The sequence below is a fragment of the Pseudomonas mohnii genome, from assembly GCF_900105115.1.
Taxonomy (GTDB): Bacteria; Pseudomonadota; Gammaproteobacteria; order Pseudomonadales; family Pseudomonadaceae; genus Aquipseudomonas; species Aquipseudomonas mohnii.
Window position 1 is genome coordinate 4,561,399 of the sequence record NZ_FNRV01000001.1, and the last position, 15,205, is coordinate 4,576,603.

The following is a 15,205-nucleotide window of genomic DNA, read 5'->3' on the forward strand; positions in this document are numbered from 1 at the left end:
AGGTCAACGTTCGCTTTCGTGGCTTAACGGTAGGATGAGCTGTAAGATTCCGCTCCTTAATTCAGTGTTCGAGAGCGCCTCCCTTGCTGCAAAACATTCGTGTCGTGCTGGTCAATACCAGCCATCCGGGCAATATCGGCGGGGCTGCGCGTGCCATGAAGAACATGGGTCTGTCGCGGCTGGTGCTGGTTGAACCACGGCTGTTCCCCCATCACGAGGCCGACGCCCGTGCCTCCGGTGCCGGTGACATCCTTGAAAAAGCGCAAGTCGTCGCCACTTTGGAAGATGCCTTGGTCGGCTGCAATCTGGTGCTGGGCACCAGTGCTCGTGATCGTCGTATTCCATGGCCGCTGCTCGATCCTCGCGAATGCGGTTCGAAAGTGGTTGAGGAGGCTGCGCAAGGCGCCGAGATCGCCCTGGTGTTCGGTCGTGAAGATTCCGGCCTGACCAATGAAGAGCTGCAGCGATGTCATTATCACGTGCACATCCCCTCAGACCCTGAGTTCAGCTCGCTGAACCTTGGGGCGGCGGTGCAGGTGTTGAGTTATGAAGTGCGCATGGCCTGGCTGGCCGCTCAAGGTCAGCCGACCAAGGTCGAGAAGGAAGAGGTGGCATCGGTCAAAAGCGCTGAGCTGGCGACCATGGATGAGCTGGAGCGATTCTATGAGCACCTGGAGCAAACCCTGGTGGCCATTGAGTTCCTCGATCCGGAAAAGCCACGGCACTTGATGGCGCGCCTGCGCCGGTTATACGGACGCAGCTCGGTCAGCCGGGCGGAAATGAATATTTTGCGTGGCATCCTCACGGAAACCCAAAAAGCGGCCCGTGGCGAGCTTCTGAAACGGAAGGATTAATGATGTTCGAGCGTTTGCGTGAAGATATCCAGAGTGTTTTCCATCGTGATCCGGCAGCGCGTAACGCTTTTGAAGTCCTGACCTGCTACCCGGGCATGCACGCTATCTGGATCCATCGCCTGTCGTCGGTGTTGTGGCGCGCGGACCTGAAATGGCTGGCGCGGCTGGTGTCGAACTTCGGGCGCTGGTTGACCGGGATCGAGATTCATCCGGGCGCCAAGGTGGGTCGTCGCTTCTTTATCGACCATGGCATGGGCATCGTCATCGGTGAAACGGCTGAAATCGGCGATGACGTCACGATCTATCAAGGTGTGACCCTCGGCGGCACCAGCTGGAACAAGGGCAAGCGGCACCCGACTCTCGAGGATGGGGTGGTGGTGGGCGCCGGTGCCAAGGTGCTGGGCCCGTTCACCGTGGGTGCGGGGGCCAAGGTCGGTTCCAACGCCGTGGTCACCAAGGCTGTTCCGGCGGGTGCGACCGTGGTCGGGATTCCGGGGCGGATCATCGTCAAGTCCGACGAAGAGCAGGACGCCAGGCGCAAGGCGATAGCCGAGAAGATCGGTTTCGATGCCTACGGTGTCAGCGAGGACATGCCGGACCCGGTGGCGCGTGCCATCAACCAGTTGCTCGATCACCTGCAGGCGGTGGATGGGCGTCTGGAGGGGATGTGCGGGGCGCTGAAGGATCTGGGCAGTAATTACTGTGCCAAGGACTTGCCCGAGCTGCGCGAAGAAGATTTCGCCTGCGTGAAGGACAAGAACCAGAGTCAGGCCAGCTGATTCCGCGGCGGGTCGCAAATAGGCAATGGCACAGCGCTAAGCGGTGTGCCATTGGGTCGCAGACCCTGCTATGATGCGCGCGCTCTTTTGCGGGTAAACCTGACTAAAGTACTAGGTCTTATAGTTGACTTAAATACTCAGGAATTGCATACTCGCCCCATTCCGAACTCCGTGGTAATTGTCCATGCGACTGACTACAAAAGGCCGATACGCCGTGACCGCCATGCTTGACCTGGCGTTGCACGCGCAGCACGGGCCCGTGTCCCTGGCCGATATCTCCGAGCGCCAAGGCATCTCCCTGTCCTACCTCGAACAGCTTTTTGCCAAATTGCGCCGCAGCAATCTGGTGTCCAGCGTCCGTGGTCCTGGCGGCGGCTACCAGCTGTCGCGCGACATGCAGGGCATTCAGGTCGCCCAGGTGATCGATGCGGTAAACGAATCGGTCGACGCCACCAAATGCCAGGGGCAGGGTGATTGCCATTCGGGCGATACCTGCCTGACTCACCACCTGTGGTGCGACCTGAGCTTGCAGATTCACGAATTTCTGAGCGGTATCAGCTTGGCTGACCTTGTGACTCGCCGTGAGGTACAAGAAGTAGCCCAGCGCCAGGATCAACGCCGTTGCAACAGCAAGGCGCCACGCCTGGACAAGATTGAAGCGTCCGCCGTCGAATGACAGCCAGAGAGCCAACGGCGCGCCAGCCAGCCTGATTTAGGAGATAGTCCATGAAATTGCCGATTTACCTTGATTACTCTGCGACTACCCCGGTTGATCCGCGTGTCGCGCAAAAAATGAGTGAATGCCTGCTGGTCGACGGGAACTTCGGTAACCCGGCGTCCCGTTCCCACGTGTTTGGCTGGAAAGCTGAAGAGGCCGTCGAAAACGCTCGTCGTCAGGTGGCCGACCTGGTCAACGCCGACCCGCGCGAAATCGTCTGGACTTCCGGTGCCACCGAATCCGACAACCTGGCAATCAAGGGCGCGGCGCATTTCTACGCCACCAAAGGCAAGCACCTGATCACCACCAAGATTGAGCACAAGGCTGTCCTCGACACCATGCGCCAACTGGAGCGTGAAGGCTTCGAAGTCACCTACATCGAGCCTCGCACCGATGGCCTGATCACGCCAGAGATGATCGAAGCCGAGCTGCGCGACGACACCATCCTGGTTTCGGTCATGCACGTGAACAACGAAATCGGCACCATCAACGACATCGCCGCCATCGGCGAGCTGACCCGTTCCAAGGGCATCCTGTTCCACGTCGACGCTGCTCAGTCCACCGGCAAGGTCGATATCGACCTGCAGAAGCTGAAAGTCGACCTGATGTCGTTCTCCGCCCACAAAACCTACGGCCCTAAAGGCATCGGCGCCCTGTATGTGAGCCGCAAGCCGCGTGTTCGCATCGAAGCGGCCATGCACGGCGGCGGTCACGAGCGGGGCATGCGTTCGGGTACCCTGGCGACCCACCAGATCGTCGGCATGGGTGAAGCATTCCGTGTGGCCAAGGAAGACATGGCCGCCGAGAACGTGCGCATCAAGGCCCTGAGCGACCGTTTCTTCAAGCAGGTCGAGCACCTGGAAGAGCTGTACGTCAACGGCAGCCTGACCGCCCGCGTTCCGCACAACCTGAACCTGAGCTTCAACTATGTTGAAGGCGAGTCGCTGATCATGGCGCTCAAGGATCTGGCGGTTTCGTCCGGTTCGGCTTGCACCTCGGCATCGCTTGAGCCTTCGTACGTACTGCGCGCCCTGGGCCGCAACGACGAACTGGCGCACAGCTCGATCCGTTTCACCTTCGGCCGTTTCACCACCGAAGAAGAAATCGACTACGCCGCGCAGAAAGTCTGCGAGGCCGTTACCAAGCTGCGCGCACTGTCGCCGCTGTGGGATATGTACAAAGACGGTGTCGACATTTCGAAAATCGAGTGGGCGGCACACTGATTACAAGTCGCCGCAAACTGGCCCTGCGAACCTTCGGGTTGCAGGGCTTCAAGAGCGACTCCCTGATGAGTGAGGATTAAGAATCATGGCTTACAGCGAAAAGGTCATCGACCACTACGAAAACCCGCGCAACGTCGGCAAGATGGACGCGGAAGATCCTGATGTCGGCACCGGCATGGTCGGCGCGCCGGCCTGCGGCGACGTGATGCGCCTGCAGATCAAGGTCAACGAAGCCGGCATCATCGAAGATGCCAAGTTCAAGACCTACGGTTGCGGTTCGGCAATCGCTTCCAGCTCCCTCGCCACCGAGTGGATGAAGGGCAAGACCCTGGACGAAGCGGAAACCATCAAGAACACTCAGCTGGCTGAAGAACTGGCCCTGCCGCCAGTGAAAATTCACTGCTCCGTGCTCGCTGAAGACGCCATCAAGGCGGCCGTTCGCGACTACAAGCAGAAGAAAGGCTTGATCTGACTTTCAAGATTTGGCGACGAGTAAGGAGTCACCGATGGCTATCAGCATGACAGAAGCGGCTGCTCGACACGTGCGACGCTCCCTCGACGGGCGCGGCAAAGGTGAGGGGATTCGTCTGGGTGTTCGCACTACAGGCTGTTCCGGCCTTGCCTACGTGCTGGAGTTTGTCGACGAGGTGGTTGCGGAGGATCAGGTGTTCGAAAGTCACGGCGAGAAAGTGATCATCGACCCGAAAAGCCTGGCCTACCTGGACGGCACCGAGCTCGATTTCGTCAAGGAAGGGTTGAACGAAGGCTTCAAGTTCAACAATCCCAACGTGCGCGGTGAATGTGGCTGCGGCGAAAGCTTCAACATCTGAGGCGGCTTGTGGGTACTCCTTGTCATTTCGCATTATTTGAGCTGCAACCGAGTTTCAATCTGGATCTCGACCAGCTGGCTACGCGCTACCGTGAGTTGGCGCGCGGCGTTCATCCGGACCGCTTTGCTGACGCTACCGAGCGCGAGCAGCGGCTGGCGCTAGAGCAATCCGCGAGCCTCAACGAGGCCTACCAGACGCTCAAGAGTCCACCCAAGCGCGCGCGATACTTGCTCGCCTTGAATGGTGGCGAGCTGCCGCTGGAGGTCACGGTGCATGATCCGGAGTTTCTTCTGCAGCAAATGGAGCTGCGTGAAGAGCTCGAAGACTTGCAGGACAGTGCAGACCTGAATGGCGTTGCCGCCTTCAAGCGCCGCCTGAAAGCTGCCCAGGATGAGCTGAACCAAAGCTTCGCAGCTTGCTGGAACGATGCTGCGCAACGCGAACAGGCCGAACGCCTGATGCGGCGCATGCAGTTCCTCGACAAGCTCACCTACGAAGTGCGCCAGTTAGAAGAGCGCCTCGACGATTAACCCAGTGCCGCTCCGGTCGCACGCCTGATATACAGATAAGTCCTGATTACGATGGCCCTACTGCAGATCGCCGAACCCGGCCAAAGTCCTCAACCGCACCAGCGTCGTCTGGCTGTGGGGATCGACTTGGGCACTACCAATTCGCTGGTCGCTGCGTTGCGCAGTGGTCTTTCCGAGCCTTTGGCTGACGCAGAGGGGCGGGTTATCCTGCCTTCCGCCGTGCGCTATCACGCCGATCGCGTCGAAGTTGGCGAATCCGCCAAACTGGCTGCCGCTACCGATCCTTTGAACACTGTGCTGTCGGTCAAGCGCTTGATGGGTCGTGGTCTGTCCGACGTCAAGCAATTGGGCGACCAGCTGCCGTACCGCTTCGTCGGTGGCGAATCGCACATGCCGTTCATCGACACAATCCAGGGCCCTAAAAGTCCGGTTGAAGTCTCCGCCGATATCCTCAAGGTCCTGCGCCAGCGTGCCGAGGCGACCCTGGGTGGCGAGCTGGTGGGCGCGGTGATCACCGTTCCGGCCTATTTCGATGACGCTCAGCGCCAAGCCACCAAGGATGCGGCCAAACTGGCCGGTCTGAACGTGCTGCGCTTGCTCAATGAGCCGACGGCTGCGGCGGTCGCTTACGGTCTGGATCAGCATGCTGAAGGCCTGGTCGCTATTTATGACCTGGGCGGCGGCACCTTCGATATTTCGATTCTGCGCCTGACCGGCGGTGTATTCGAAGTTCTGGCGACTGGGGGCGATAGCGCTCTGGGCGGCGATGACTTCGATCATGCGATCGCTGGCTGGATCATCGAGAATGCCGGCTTGTCTGCCGACCTTGATCCGGGCGCGCAACGTAACTTGCTGCAAACGGCTTGCGCCGCAAAAGAGGCGCTGACTCATGCGTCGTCCGTTGAGGTTGCCTATGGCGACTGGAAATCCGAGCTGACCCGGGAAGCGTTCAATGCGCTGATCGAACCAATGGTCGCCCGCAGCCTGAAGGCCTGCCGTCGCGCCGTTCGCGATTCCGGCGTCGAGCTGGAAGAAGTGCACGCGGTGGTCATGGTCGGTGGTTCGACTCGTGTGCCTCGTGTTCGAGAAGCGGTCGCCGAGGCCTTCGGTCGTCAGCCATTGACTGAAATCGATCCGGATCAAGTGGTGGCCATCGGGGCTGCGATCCAGGCGGATACGTTGGCCGGCAACAAGCGCGATGGTGGCGAATTGCTGCTGCTGGACGTGATTCCGTTGTCCCTGGGGCTGGAGACCATGGGCGGCTTGATGGAGAAGGTGATTCCTCGGAATACCACCATCCCTGTCGCCCGCGCCCAGGACTTCACGACTTACAAGGATGGCCAGTCAGCCATGGCGATCCATGTGCTGCAGGGTGAGCGCGAGCTGATCAGTGACTGCCGTTCCCTGGCGCGTTTCGAACTGCGCGGTATTCCGGCGATGGTGGCCGGTGCGGCGAAAATTCGCGTGACGTTCCAGGTTGATGCCGATGGTTTGCTGAGTGTTTCTGCGCGCGAACTGGGTTCGGGCGTCGAGGCCAGCATCCAGGTCAAGCCGTCCTACGGTCTGACCGATGGCGAAATCGCCAAGATGCTCAAGGACTCGTTCCAGCACGCCAATGATGACAAAGTCGCCCGCGTACTGCGTGAGCAGCAGGTCGATGCCCAGCGCCTGATCGAGGCGGTGCAGGCTGCCTTGGAGGCCGACGGCGACCGCTTGCTCGATGCTGAAGAGCGCCTGGTTATCGATGCGCAGGTGCAGGAACTGACCGAACTGATGAAAGGGACCGATGGTTACGCCATCGAGCAGCAGACCAAGCGTCTGTCGCAAGTGACCGATGCCTTTGCTGCCCGCCGCCTGGACTTGACGGTGAAAGCCGCGTTGGCGGGGCGCAACCTGAATGAGATTGAGGAATAACGATGCCGCAGGTCATTTTTCTGCCACACGAAAAGTTTTGCCCGGACGGTATGGTTGTGGAGGCTGAGACTGGCACGTCCATCCTCGAACTGGCTCATGAGCACCATATCGAGATGGAAAGCGCCTGTGGTGGCGTCTGCGCCTGTACCACTTGTCATTGCCTGATCCGTGAAGGCTTCGACTCGCTGGAAGAGGCTGATGAGCTGGAAGAAGACTACCTTGACAAGGCTTGGGGGCTGGAAGCTCAATCGCGCCTGGCCTGTCAGGCGCGAGTCGGGACTGAAGACCTGACCATCGAAATTCCAAAATACTCGCTCAACCATGCGGCCGAAGCGCCGCACTGATTCAAGGAAATGAAATGAGTCTGAAATGGGTTGATGTGCTGGAAATCGCGATCCAGCTGGCCGAATCCAGGCCGGAAGTGGACCCGCGTTACGTGAACTTCGTCGATCTGCACAAATGGGTGCTGGCATTGCCGGAGTTCAGTGATGATCCGACACGCGGTGGCGAGAAGGTGCTTGAAGCCATTCAGGCCGCCTGGATCGAAGAAGCAGATTGAGTCTGCGCCGTACGCAGTTAGGCAATACCCAAGAACCCGCGTATAATTCGCGGGTTTAATTTTTCGCAAATTACCGTTTCTGGAGTTACACCATGGCTGTTCAACGTACTTTCTCCATCATCAAGCCTGACGCCGTTGCTAAAAACGTGATCGGCAAGATCGTTTCCCGTTTCGAAGAAGCTGGCCTGCGCGTTGTAGCTTCGAAAATGAAGCAACTGTCGAAAGCCGAAGCTGAAGGCTTCTACGCTGAGCACAGCGAGCGCGGTTTCTTCGGTGACCTGGTTGCTTTCATGACCTCCGGTCCGGTTGTTGTTCAGGTTCTGGAAGGTGAAAACGCTATCGCTCGCAACCGTGAGCTGATGGGCGCTACCAACCCTAAAGAAGCTGCTGCCGGCACCATCCGTGCTGACTTCGCTGAATCCATCGACGCCAACGCAGTACACGGTTCGGACTCCGAAGCCGCTGCTGCTCGCGAAATCGCATACTTCTTCGCAGCTACTGAAGTAACCACTCGCTAAGCATTGGCTTAAGAGTGAAGGTGAATCCATGACTACATCGACTGTTAAAACCAACCTGCTGGGTCTGACTCAACAGGAAATGGAAAAATTCTTCGATTCAATCGGGGAGAAGCGTTTCCGTGCCGGTCAGGTAATGAAATGGATTCACCACTTTGGCGTCGATGATTTCGACGCCATGACGAATGTCAGCAAGGCCCTGCGCGAGAAGCTCAAGGCTGTTGCCGAGGTTCGCGGTCCGGAAGTGGTCAGCGAGGACATCTCCAGCGACGGTACCCGTAAGTGGGTCGTGCGCGTGGCGTCCGGCAGCTGCGTCGAGACCGTGTACATTCCCCAGGGCAAGCGCGGCACTTTGTGCGTTTCGTCCCAGGCAGGCTGTGCCCTGGATTGCAGTTTCTGCTCCACCGGCAAGCAAGGCTTCAACAGCAACCTCACCGCCGCCGAAGTGATCGGCCAGGTGTGGATTGCCAACAAATCCTTTGGCAGCGTCCCGGCGACCGTCGACCGTGCCATCACCAACGTGGTGATGATGGGCATGGGTGAGCCGCTGCTGAACTTCGACAACGTCATTGCCGCCATGCATCTGATGATGGATGACCTGGGCTATGGCATTTCCAAGCGCCGAGTGACCCTGTCCACCTCGGGCGTGGTGCCGATGATCGATGAGCTGTCCAAGCACATCGACGTCTCCCTGGCGTTGTCCCTGCACGCACCGAATGACGCATTGCGTAACCAATTGGTGCCGATCAACAAGAAGTATCCGCTTAAGATGCTGCTCGAGTCGTGCCAGCGCTACATGTCGTCCTTGGGCGAAAAGCGCGTGCTGACCATCGAGTACACCTTGCTCAAGGACGTTAACGACAAGGTCGAGCATGCGGTCGAGATGATCGAGTTGCTGAAGAACATTCCGTGCAAGATCAACCTGATTCCGTTCAACCCGTTCCCGCATTCCGGGTACGAGCGGCCGAGCAACAACGCCATTCGCCGGTTCCAGGATCAGCTACATCACGCCGGTTTCAACGTCACTGTCCGCACTACCCGTGGTGAAGACATCGACGCGGCCTGTGGTCAATTGGTAGGGCAGGTGCTGGATCGCACCCGTCGCAGCGAACGTTATATCGCCGTGCGCGAGTTGAGCGCCGACAACGATATGGCGCAGAACGCCGCGAACAACAACTAAGAGAGGATCTCTATGTCCCTGCGCTTTGCGCTGCTTTTGCTGTTGGCCAGCCTGTGTGCTGGCTGTGTTCTTTCGGGCGATTACAATCCCATGAAGACCAGCAAGGGCCGTGATGAAGCGCGTGAGGCCTATGTGCAGCTCGGGATCGGCTATTTGCAGCAAGGCATGACCGAGCGAGCGAAAATACCGCTGAAGAAAGCGCTGGAGCTGGATGACGCGGACCCGGACGCCAACGCGGCGCTGGGCCTGGTATTCCAGGCTGAAATGGAACCGGAACTGGCCGACCAGCATTTTCGCAAGGCGCTGTCATCCCGCCACGCCGATGCGCGAATCCTCAATAACTACGGCAGTTTTCTTTTCGAGCAGAAACGCTACAAGGACGCCTATGAGCGCTTTGAGCAGGCGGCGGCCGATACGCTGTATCCTGAGCGTTCGCGTGTGTTCGAGAACCTTGGCATGACGGCTTCGATGCTCGGTCAGCGTGATTTGGCCCGGCAGCAACTGGAGAAAGCCCTGCGCTTGAACCATCAGCAGCCTCGAGCATTGCTGGAAATGGCTGAGTTGTCTTACGAAGACAGGCATTATGTGCCCGCGCGTGACTATTACGACCGTTTTAGCCTGCTCACCGAGCAAAATGCACGTAGTCTATTGCTCGGCGTTCGACTGGCAAAAGTGTTTGAAGATCGCGACAAGGCCGCCAGTGCGGGCCTGCAACTTAAACGACTCTATCCCGGTACACCGGAATATCAGCAATACCTGTCGGAGCAATGATGAAAGCGGCGCATCCCGAAGTTGTAGCAGCGAATCGCGTGAATCCCGGTGAGACCCTGCGCCAGGCCCGCGAAAGCAATGGCTGGTCGCTGGCCGAAGTGGCCCTCAAGCTCAACCTCACCGTCAATTCCCTGAGTAATCTGGAAGCCGGCGCTTTCGACAAGCTGCCCGGGCATACCTTTGCTCGCGGCTATATTCGCGCCTATGCCAAGTTGCTGGGCATGGATCAGGCCGTTCTGGTCCAGCAGTTCGACCAGTCCACCGGCACCGACTCCCAGGGCAGTAACGTTCACAGCCTGGGTCGCATCGAAGAGCCGGTCCGGGTTTCCCACACCATCTTGCGAATTGTCAGTCTGCTGTTGCTGATCGCAGTGATCGGCGGTGGTTTTGTCTGGTGGCAGGATCAGACCTCGATGCACACCAAGGATCTGGTCAGCCTGAGCCCGGAGCACGTGGAAGTCGAAGGCGCTGACGGCACCACCCAGATTCATCCACTGGACGAGCCGGAAGACCAGGCCGTCGCGCAAGGCCAGGCTGAAGGCGCAACCGCTCTTGCGTTGCCGCAGGCCGATACGTCGGCGCCAGCACCGGCCGAGGCTCAAACGACCGCACCTGCGGTAGCGCCGGCCACACCTGCGCCAGCTGCACCTGCACCTGCGCACGCCACGGCTCCGGTTGTCACTCCTGCGACCCCGGCGCCGGCAGTGCCCGCCGTACCAGCTCCTACCGTGACCGCGCCGAGCGTCCCAAGCACCCCGGCGCCTGCAGCTCCAGCGGTTGCCCCGGTCGCCGGCCAGGGCCAGGTTCAACTGCAATTCACGGCCGATTGCTGGACGCAAGTGAGCGATGGCACCGGCAAGGTGTTGTTGAGCGGCCTCAAGCGTAAAGGCGATAGCGTTTCCGTCAGCGGCAAACCGCCGTTTTCCGTACGCCTGGGCTACGCCCGTGGCGCTCAGGTGAGCTACAACGGCCAGCCAGTTGATGTTGCTCCATTCACCAGTGGCGAGACTGCTCGCCTGAAGTTGGGTCAATAAGTCATGCACGGCGAATCTCCAATCAAACGTCGCGAATCGCGCAAGATCTGGGTCGGTAACGTACCGGTTGGCGGTGATGCGCCAATTGCTGTGCAGAGCATGACCAACAGCGACACCAATGACGTCGCGGCCACCGTTGCACAGATCAATCGTCTGGAAGCAGCCGGTGTCGACATCGTGCGGGTTTCGGTGCCGGACATGGACGCTGCCGAGGCCTTCGGCAAAATCAAGCAACTGGTCAAGGTGCCGTTGGTTGCCGATATCCATTTTGACTACCGTATCGCGCTGCGTGTCGCCGAGCTGGGCGTTGACTGCCTGCGGATCAACCCGGGCAACATCGGCCGCGAAGATCGCGTGCGTGCCGTGGTCGATGCCGCCCGTGATCGCGGAATTCCGATTCGCATCGGCGTAAACGCCGGTTCCCTGGAAAAAGACCTGCAGAAAAAATACGGCGAGCCGACGCCGGCAGCACTGGTTGAGTCTGCCTTGCGCCACGTTGAACACCTCGAACGCCTGAATTTCCAGGACTTCAAGGTCAGCGTGAAAGCGTCCGATGTGTTCATGGCCGTCGAAGCCTACCGCCTGTTGGCCAAGGAAATCGTCCAGCCGTTGCACCTGGGGATCACCGAAGCGGGTGGTTTGCGTTCCGGCACAGTGAAATCTGCCGTGGGCCTCGGTATGCTGCTCGCCGAAGGGATTGGCGATACTATTCGCATCTCGTTGGCGGCTGATCCGGTCGAGGAAGTGAAAGTCGGCTACGACATTCTCAAATCCCTGCACTTGCGTTCCCGTGGCATCAACTTCATCGCCTGCCCGAGCTGCTCGCGGCAGAACTTCGATGTGGTGAAAACCATGAACGAGCTGGAAGGGCGTCTTGAAGACCTGCTGGTGCCGTTGGATGTTGCGGTCATCGGTTGCGTGGTCAACGGGCCCGGTGAAGCCAAGGAAGCCCATATCGGCTTGACCGGCGGCACGCCAAACCTGATTTACATCGACGGCAAGCCGTCGCAGAAACTGACGAATGACAATCTCGTGGATGAGCTCGAACGCTTGATCCGCGAGAAAGCGGCCGAAAAGGTCGAAGCTGACGCTGCCGTCATCGCGCGTGGCTGAGTCCGACCAAAGAGCCGAACGGAATTTAAGGATTTAATGTGAGCAAGTCTCTGCAAGCCATTCGTGGCATGAACGACATCCTGCCCGAACAGACCCCTCTGTGGCGTCACTTCGAGGGCACCGTTTCGCGTCTGCTGGATAACTACGGCTACAAGCAGATCCGCATGCCGATCGTCGAGTTCACCGAGCTGTTCAAACGCTCCATCGGTGAAGTGACCGACATCGTCGAAAAAGAGATGTACACCTTCGACGACCGTAACGGCGACTCCCTGACGCTGCGTCCGGAAGGCACGGCAGCCTGTGTGCGTGCAGTGCTCGAGCACGGCATCACCGGTGGTGGCCAGGTGCAGAAGCTGTGGTACATCGGTCCGATGTTCCGCCACGAGCGTCCGCAGAAAGGTCGTTATCGTCAGTTCCACCAGATTGGCGTCGAGGTGTTCAACCTCGATGGTCCGGACATCGATGCCGAGCTGATCGTGCTCACCTGGCGCCTGTGGGGCGAGCTGGGTATCCGTGACGCGGTCAAGCTCGAGCTCAACAGCCTGGGCACCAGCGAGTCCCGTGGGCGTTATCGCGAAGCACTGGTCGAGTTCCTGTCCGCTCACCTGGACAAGCTGGACGAAGACAGCCAGCGTCGCCTCAAGACCAACCCGCTGCGCGTGCTCGATACCAAGAACGCCGATACACAAGCGATTCTGGTCGATGCGCCGAAAATGGCCGACTACCTGGACGAAGAGTCCCGCGTGCACTTCGAGGGCCTGAAGGCTCGCCTGGACGCCGCCGGCATTCCTTACGTGATCAACCCGAAGCTGGTTCGCGGGCTGGATTACTACAGCAAGACCGTTTTCGAATGGGTCACCGACAAACTCGGCGCCCAGGGCACCGTGTGTGCGGGTGGTCGTTACGACGGCCTGGTCGAGCAGATGGGCGGCAAGCCGACTGCGGGCGTTGGTTTTGCAATGGGCATCGAGCGTCTGGTCTTGTTGCTGGAAACCCTGGAGCAGATTCCGGAAGAAATCTCCCGCCAGGTCGACGTCTACCTCTGCGCCTTCGGTGAAGCCGCCGAGCTGGCTGGCCTGGCGTTGAGCGAGCGGGTGCGTGATCAGTTGCCCAACCTGCGCCTGCAAGTGAATGCCGGTGCCGGCAGCTTTAAAAGCCAGTTCAAGAAAGCCGACAAGAGCGGTGCGCTGTATGCACTGATCCTCGGTGACGACGAGATGGCCCAGCAAGTGGTAGGTTTCAAACCCCTGCGTGGCCAGGGCGAACAACAAAGCATTGCCTGGGATGCGCTTGCTGCACACCTGGCCACCTGCATCGTGCAGGGTTGAAGCTGTCTAAACAGCCGATTTAGCGATTAAGGAGTATTGGGGTGTCGAGTACCGAAGACGAACAGCTGGCGGATTTGAAGGACTGGTGGTCACGCAACGGCAAGCCCCTGGTTACTGGTGGCCTGTTGGCGCTGGTCATCGTGTTCGGCTGGCAAGCCTTTCACAAGTATCAGAGCAATCAGTCGCAAGGCGCCTCAATGCTCTATCAGCAATTGCTGGAAACCACGCTGACGCCTGACGGCAAGCCTGATGCGGCCCGTGTCTCGGACCTGGCTGCCAAGCTCAACAGTGAATTCGGCGGTAGCGCTTACGCGCAGTACGGCAGCCTGTTCGTGGCGAAAGTCGCCGTCGACAGCGGCAAGCTGGATGACGCAGCCACCGAACTGAAAGCCATCGTTGCCAAACCGGCCAATCCGGCACTGGGCGAAATCGCCCGTCAGCGCCTGGCTCAGGTGCTGGCCGCGCAGAACAAGACCGATGAAGCCCTGAAACTGCTTGAAGGCGATGCCGACAAAGCGTTCCTGGCCACTCGTGAAGAACTCAAGGGCGACTTGCTGGTGCAGTTGGGTCGTACCGATGAAGCGTACGCGGCATATCAAAAAGCCAAGGCGGCACTGTCGGATGAAGCGGCGGTCGGTGGCCTACAAATCAAGCTGGACGACCTGGCCAAAGGGGATGCGTGACGTGATCCGTTGGAAACATGCAGCATTGCTGGCTCTGGCCTTGTTGGCCGCGGGTTGCAGCAGCAACAGCAAGAAAGAATTGCCACCGGCCGAATTGACCGACTTTAAAGAAGAAGTGGTTCTGAAAAAGCAGTGGAGCCGTTCGATCGGTGACGGTCAGGGCGAAACCTACAACATGCTGGTTCCGGCGATCGATGGCGATACCATTTATGCCGCCGATGTCACTGGTGTAGTGATTGCGATGGATCGCCACACCGGCGACGTCAAATGGAAGAAAGATCTCGAACTGCCTGTTTCCGGCGCTGTTGGCGTGGGTTACGGTCTGCTGACGATCGGTACGCTCAAGGGTGAAATCGTTGCCTTGGACGCCATCAACGGCGAAGAGAAATGGCGCGCTCGCGTGTCCAGCGAAGTGCTCGCACCGCCGGCCAACAACGGTGATGTGGTTGTGGTCCAGACTCAGGACGACCGTCTGATCGGTCTGGATGCCACAACCGGCAGCCAGCGCTGGTTGTATGACAGCACCCCGGCGGTACTGACCCTGCGTGGCACCAGTGCTCCGATCGTGACCAACCGCCTCGCGGTGGCTGGTCTGTCGACCGGTAAAGTGGTCGCTCTCGACATTTCCAACGGCGTGCCGGTTTGGGAGCAGCGTGTAGCGATCCCGCAAGGCCGTTCGGAGCTGGAGCGCGTGGTCGACATCGACGGCGGCTTGCTGTTGTCTGGCGAGACGGTTTATGTCGCGAGCTACCAGGGTCGCGTTGCGGCACTGGACCTGCAAAGCGGTCGCCAGCTATGGCAGCGTGATGCTTCCAGCTACGCCGGTGTCGCCCAGGGTTTCGGCAGCGTCTACGTGAGCCTGTCTTCGGGCACCGTTGAAGGCGTCGACGAGCGTTCCACCACAGCTTTGTGGAGCAACGATTCGCTGGCCCGCCGTCAACTGTCGGCTCCGGAAGTGTTCTCCAGCTACGTTGCAGTCGGTGACCTGGAAGGTTACCTGCACCTGCTGAGTCAGGTGGACGGTCGTTTTGTCGGCCGCGAGCGCATCGACAGCGACGGCCTGCGTGCCCGTCCGCTGGTGGTGGGTGACACGATTTATGTGTATGGCAACAGCGGCAAACTGGAAGCCCTGACCATTAAGTAAAGGTTTGACTATGCTTGGGGTTAACCCCCC

The 15,205-nt window shown here is 59.3% G+C and carries 18 protein-coding genes; all 18 read left to right on the forward strand.

Features of this window, described 5'->3' with window-relative positions; all coding sequences use genetic code 11:
- The first annotated feature begins 83 nt into the window (after window positions 1-83).
- The 18 genes from trmJ to bamB all read left to right on the forward strand — a co-directional run bounded on the left by trmJ (window position 84) and on the right by bamB (window position 15,175).
- Window positions 84-854 (forward strand): tRNA (cytosine(32)/uridine(32)-2'-O)-methyltransferase TrmJ, encoded by a 771-nt coding sequence (gene trmJ, locus BLV61_RS21230; protein WP_047538063.1) that lies wholly within the window; start codon window positions 84-86, stop codon window positions 852-854.
- A gap of 2 nt (window positions 855-856) precedes the next feature.
- A complete protein-coding gene (gene cysE, locus BLV61_RS21235) occupies window positions 857-1,633 on the forward strand; it encodes a serine O-acetyltransferase (protein WP_090469942.1) in 777 nt (258 codons plus the stop codon).
- A 184-nt stretch (window positions 1,634-1,817) separates the two neighbouring features.
- On the forward strand, window positions 1,818-2,309 hold the full coding sequence (gene iscR, locus BLV61_RS21240; protein WP_003227911.1) for a Fe-S cluster assembly transcriptional regulator IscR: 492 nt from the start codon (window positions 1,818-1,820) through the stop codon (window positions 2,307-2,309).
- A 50-nt stretch (window positions 2,310-2,359) separates the two neighbouring features.
- Window positions 2,360-3,574 carry an IscS subfamily cysteine desulfurase gene (locus BLV61_RS21245; RefSeq protein ID WP_047538066.1) on the forward strand — a complete coding sequence of 405 codons (1,215 nt, stop codon included), beginning with the start codon at window positions 2,360-2,362 and terminating at the stop codon, window positions 3,572-3,574.
- A gap of 85 nt (window positions 3,575-3,659) precedes the next feature.
- On the forward strand, window positions 3,660-4,046 hold the full coding sequence (iscU, locus tag BLV61_RS21250) for a Fe-S cluster assembly scaffold IscU (RefSeq protein ID WP_028620148.1): 387 nt from the start codon (window positions 3,660-3,662) through the stop codon (window positions 4,044-4,046).
- 34 nt (window positions 4,047-4,080) lie between these two features.
- Window positions 4,081-4,404 (forward strand): iron-sulfur cluster assembly protein IscA, encoded by a 324-nt coding sequence (iscA, locus tag BLV61_RS21255; protein ID WP_003227904.1) that lies wholly within the window; start codon window positions 4,081-4,083, stop codon window positions 4,402-4,404.
- Window positions 4,405-4,412: 8 nt separating this feature from the next.
- Entirely contained in the window at window positions 4,413-4,934 is a 522-nt protein-coding gene (gene hscB, locus BLV61_RS21260; protein WP_090467293.1) for a co-chaperone HscB, read from the forward strand.
- A 51-nt stretch (window positions 4,935-4,985) separates the two neighbouring features.
- Complete coding sequence (gene hscA / locus BLV61_RS21265) at window positions 4,986-6,848, forward strand: Fe-S protein assembly chaperone HscA (RefSeq protein ID WP_090467294.1); 1,863 nt, start codon at window positions 4,986-4,988, stop codon at window positions 6,846-6,848.
- 2 nt (window positions 6,849-6,850) lie between these two features.
- On the forward strand, window positions 6,851-7,192 hold the full coding sequence (gene fdx / locus BLV61_RS21270) for an ISC system 2Fe-2S type ferredoxin (RefSeq protein ID WP_047538082.1): 342 nt from the start codon (window positions 6,851-6,853) through the stop codon (window positions 7,190-7,192).
- Window positions 7,193-7,206: 14 nt separating this feature from the next.
- Entirely contained in the window at window positions 7,207-7,407 is a 201-nt protein-coding gene (gene iscX, locus BLV61_RS21275) for a Fe-S cluster assembly protein IscX (RefSeq protein ID WP_047538086.1), read from the forward strand.
- 92 nt (window positions 7,408-7,499) lie between these two features.
- Window positions 7,500-7,925: a nucleoside-diphosphate kinase gene (gene ndk, locus BLV61_RS21280; RefSeq protein ID WP_047538089.1), complete on the forward strand. Its 426-nt coding sequence runs from the start codon at window positions 7,500-7,502 to the stop codon at window positions 7,923-7,925.
- Window positions 7,926-7,953: 28 nt separating this feature from the next.
- On the forward strand, window positions 7,954-9,102 hold the full coding sequence (gene rlmN, locus BLV61_RS21285) for a dual-specificity RNA methyltransferase RlmN (RefSeq protein ID WP_047538092.1): 1,149 nt from the start codon (window positions 7,954-7,956) through the stop codon (window positions 9,100-9,102).
- A gap of 12 nt (window positions 9,103-9,114) precedes the next feature.
- Window positions 9,115-9,873, forward strand: a complete 759-nt coding sequence (gene pilW, locus BLV61_RS21290) for a type IV pilus biogenesis/stability protein PilW (protein ID WP_090467295.1) — start codon at window positions 9,115-9,117, stop codon at window positions 9,871-9,873.
- Window positions 9,873-10,907 carry a RodZ domain-containing protein gene (locus tag BLV61_RS21295; RefSeq protein WP_047538097.1) on the forward strand — a complete coding sequence of 345 codons (1,035 nt, stop codon included), beginning with the start codon at window positions 9,873-9,875 and terminating at the stop codon, window positions 10,905-10,907. The genes pilW and BLV61_RS21295 overlap by 1 nt, the downstream gene beginning before the upstream one ends.
- A 3-nt stretch (window positions 10,908-10,910) precedes the next feature.
- Window positions 10,911-12,020: a flavodoxin-dependent (E)-4-hydroxy-3-methylbut-2-enyl-diphosphate synthase gene (gene ispG, locus BLV61_RS21300; protein WP_020795607.1), complete on the forward strand. Its 1,110-nt coding sequence runs from the start codon at window positions 10,911-10,913 to the stop codon at window positions 12,018-12,020.
- 38 nt (window positions 12,021-12,058) lie between these two features.
- The gene (gene hisS / locus BLV61_RS21305) at window positions 12,059-13,348 is read left to right on the forward strand and encodes a histidine--tRNA ligase (protein ID WP_090467296.1); all 1,290 of its coding nucleotides are present in this window, start codon (window positions 12,059-12,061) and stop codon (window positions 13,346-13,348) included.
- Window positions 13,349-13,389: 41 nt separating this feature from the next.
- Window positions 13,390-14,031: a tetratricopeptide repeat protein gene (locus BLV61_RS21310; RefSeq protein ID WP_090467297.1), complete on the forward strand. Its 642-nt coding sequence runs from the start codon at window positions 13,390-13,392 to the stop codon at window positions 14,029-14,031.
- A complete protein-coding gene (gene bamB / locus BLV61_RS21315) occupies window positions 14,024-15,175 on the forward strand; it encodes an outer membrane protein assembly factor BamB (protein ID WP_047538105.1) in 1,152 nt (383 codons plus the stop codon). The genes BLV61_RS21310 and bamB overlap by 8 nt, the downstream gene beginning before the upstream one ends.
- The last annotated feature ends 30 nt before the right edge of the window (window positions 15,176-15,205 follow it).

Excerpts from the sequence above, each read along its gene's own strand:
- hscA (WP_090467294.1), top strand. The coding sequence starts at position 4,986 with ATGGCCCTACTGCAGATCGCCGAACCCGGCCAAAGTCCTCAACCGCAC.
- bamB (WP_047538105.1), top strand. The coding sequence starts at position 14,024 with ATGCGTGACGTGATCCGTTGGAAACATGCAGCATTGCTGGCTCTGGCC.
- BLV61_RS21295 (WP_047538097.1), top strand. The coding sequence starts at position 9,873 with ATGAAAGCGGCGCATCCCGAAGTTGTAGCAGCGAATCGCGTGAATCCC.
- ispG (WP_020795607.1), top strand. The coding sequence starts at position 10,911 with ATGCACGGCGAATCTCCAATCAAACGTCGCGAATCGCGCAAGATCTGG.
- cysE (WP_090469942.1), top strand. The coding sequence starts at position 857 with ATGTTCGAGCGTTTGCGTGAAGATATCCAGAGTGTTTTCCATCGTGAT.
- pilW (WP_090467295.1), top strand. The coding sequence starts at position 9,115 with ATGTCCCTGCGCTTTGCGCTGCTTTTGCTGTTGGCCAGCCTGTGTGCT.
- iscA (WP_003227904.1), top strand. The coding sequence starts at position 4,081 with ATGGCTATCAGCATGACAGAAGCGGCTGCTCGACACGTGCGACGCTCC.
- iscR (WP_003227911.1), top strand. The coding sequence starts at position 1,818 with ATGCGACTGACTACAAAAGGCCGATACGCCGTGACCGCCATGCTTGAC.
- rlmN (WP_047538092.1), top strand. The coding sequence starts at position 7,954 with ATGACTACATCGACTGTTAAAACCAACCTGCTGGGTCTGACTCAACAG.
- ndk (WP_047538089.1), top strand. The coding sequence starts at position 7,500 with ATGGCTGTTCAACGTACTTTCTCCATCATCAAGCCTGACGCCGTTGCT.
- BLV61_RS21245 (WP_047538066.1), top strand. The coding sequence starts at position 2,360 with ATGAAATTGCCGATTTACCTTGATTACTCTGCGACTACCCCGGTTGAT.
- iscU (WP_028620148.1), top strand. The coding sequence starts at position 3,660 with ATGGCTTACAGCGAAAAGGTCATCGACCACTACGAAAACCCGCGCAAC.
- fdx (WP_047538082.1), top strand. The coding sequence starts at position 6,851 with ATGCCGCAGGTCATTTTTCTGCCACACGAAAAGTTTTGCCCGGACGGT.
- iscX (WP_047538086.1), top strand. The coding sequence starts at position 7,207 with ATGAGTCTGAAATGGGTTGATGTGCTGGAAATCGCGATCCAGCTGGCC.